The following is a 2,200-nucleotide window of genomic DNA, read 5'->3' on the forward strand; positions in this document are numbered from 1 at the left end:
ACGTACGTCTCGGTGCTGCACCGCTCCGTCCGCCCCGGCGGGCGCGTGCTCGTCCAGCAGATGTCGCGGGAGGGCCGCAACGGCGGCAAGCACCCGGGCGGTGGCCCCTTCATCGAGTCGTTCATCGCCCCGGACATGCACATGCGCCCGGTCGGCGAGACCGTCGCCATGATCGAGGCCGGCGGCCTCGAGGTGCGCGACGTGCACGGCATGCGCGAGCACTACGTCCTCACCGTGGCCGGGTGGCTGGAGCGCTTCGAGGCCAACCTGCCGCGGCTCACCGAGCTCGTCGGCGAGGAGGTCGTGCGCGTCTGGCGGCTCTACCTCGTGGGCGGGGCGATGGCCTTCCGCGACGGCCGGATGGGCGTCGACCAGATCCTCGCCGTGCGACCCGGCGCCGCGCACACCCTGCCGGCCGTCCGCTCGTGGTGACCGCCGCCCTCATCGCACTCGCCGCCGTCGCGGCGGTGATGGGGGTGACGGTCGTCGTCAGCCGCAAGGTCGGCCGGGTCGCCGTCGTCGACGTTGCGTGGGGGCTGATGTTCGTCGCCGTCGCGATCGCCGTCGCCGCCTGGTCCGCCGACTGGCACTCCTGGCTGCTCGCCGGCCTGGTGACCGTCTGGGGCGGGCGTCTGGCCTGGCACATCGGCAAGCGCTCGCGCGGACACGGCGAGGACCCGCGCTACGCGGAGCTCCTCGGCGACGGCGGCTTCTCCCTCGCGGTCCGCAAGGTGTTCCTGGTCCAGGCGCTCGCGGCGTTCGTCATCTCGCTGCCGATCATGGTCGCCGGCGCGTACGACGTCCGCTGGACCTGGCTCGTCGCCCTCGGCGCCGTCGTCTGGCTGGTCGGGCTCGTGTTCGAGTCGGTCGGCGACGCCCAGCTGGCGGCGTACAAGGCACTGCCCAAGGACAGCAAGCCGCCGGTGATGGAGCGGGGGCTGTGGCGCTACACGCGGCACCCCAACTACTTCGGCGACGCGTGCGTCTGGTGGGGGATCTGGCTGGCCGGGGCGCTGGCCACCGGCTGGCTGGCCGGGCTGCTCACCGTGGTCGCGCCGATCGCGATGACCTGGTTCCTGGCCTACGCGACCGGGGCCCGGCTGCTCGAGCGGACCATGATGCAGCGGCCCGGCTACCCGGAGTACGCCGCGCGGACGTCGATGTTCGTGCCGCTGCCGCCCCGCGGCGATCGGGCAGAGCCGCCCCGCGGCGATCGGGCAGAGCCGCCCCGCGGCGATCGGGCAGAGCCGCCCCGCGGCGATCGGGCAGAGCCGCCCCGCGGCGATCGGGCAGAGCCGCCCCGCGGCGATCGGGCCTGACCTCAAGATCTCGTCAAGCGAGCCACGCGTCGCCCGGGCATGCGGTAGAACCGTTCCGCGTGCCCCCGGTCGACCATGTCACCTGGGGCACCGGGCGGTAGCAGGGACGTGTCTCTCCCCCCGGGCCGAGACGGCCACCCCCTCCCCCCAGGGGTGGCCGTCTCGCGCCGTCCGGGCCAGACTCGAAGGCATGGACGCCGTCGAGGCAGCCTTCGCCGCCCACCCACGGACGGGGTTCCTGCCGGCGTCCGTGCGCCGACGGGCCGCGCACGACGGCCCGCTCCTGATCGCGGCCGGCCAGACGAACTCGCAGCCGCGCACCGTCGACGCCATGCTGCGGCTGCTCGAGGTGCATCCGGGCCACCGCGTCCTCGACGTGGGTTCGGGATCGGGATGGACGACGGCGCTGCTCGCCCACCTGGTCGGCCCCGCCGGCGAGATCCTCGGCGTCGAGCTGGAGCCCGCGCTTGTCACGTTCGGAACGACCCGTCTCGCGGCCACCCGCCAGCCCTGGGCGCGGATCCGGCAGGCCACGCCGGGCGTGCTCGGCGACCCGGACCACGCGCCGTACGACCGGATCCTGGTCTCGGCGGAGCCGCGGTCCCTCCCGGACGAGCTGGTGCAGCAGCTGGGCCCTGCCGGTCGCCTGGTCATCCCGGTCGCCGGCCGGATGACCCTCGTCGTCATGCCCGGGCCCGTGGTCACCGAGCACGGCGGCTACCGCTTCGTGCCGCTGCGCTGAGCCCGCCCGGCGTGCACGACGCGGGCAGTTCGCGGGCCCGCCGAGCGCCCCACGCCTGCGCGCCGGGGTGGGCGTGACGAACTGCCTTCACCGTGTCACGTCTAGCCACCACTGGGCGAGCCCGGTGGTGCTCAGGCCC

At 74.7% G+C, this 2,200-nt stretch carries 3 protein-coding genes; all 3 read left to right on the forward strand.

Annotated elements, in window-relative coordinates; genetic code table 11:
• On the forward strand, positions 1-432 hold a 432-nt coding region (locus ACXJKL_RS19765), incomplete at its 5' end, for a class I SAM-dependent methyltransferase (RefSeq protein WP_457208706.1).
• Positions 429-1,319 (forward strand): DUF1295 domain-containing protein, encoded by an 891-nt coding sequence (locus ACXJKL_RS19770; RefSeq protein ID WP_457208707.1) that lies wholly within the window; start codon positions 429-431, stop codon positions 1,317-1,319. The genes ACXJKL_RS19765 and ACXJKL_RS19770, both read left to right, overlap by 4 nt.
• Positions 1,320-1,509: 190 nt before the next feature.
• Positions 1,510-2,061 carry a protein-L-isoaspartate O-methyltransferase family protein gene (locus ACXJKL_RS19775; RefSeq protein WP_457208708.1) on the forward strand — a complete coding sequence of 184 codons (552 nt, stop codon included), beginning with the start codon at positions 1,510-1,512 and terminating at the stop codon, positions 2,059-2,061.
• Positions 2,062-2,200: the final 139 nt, after the last annotated feature.

The sequence above is a fragment of the Nocardioides sp. P5_C9_2 genome (genome assembly GCF_054049555.1).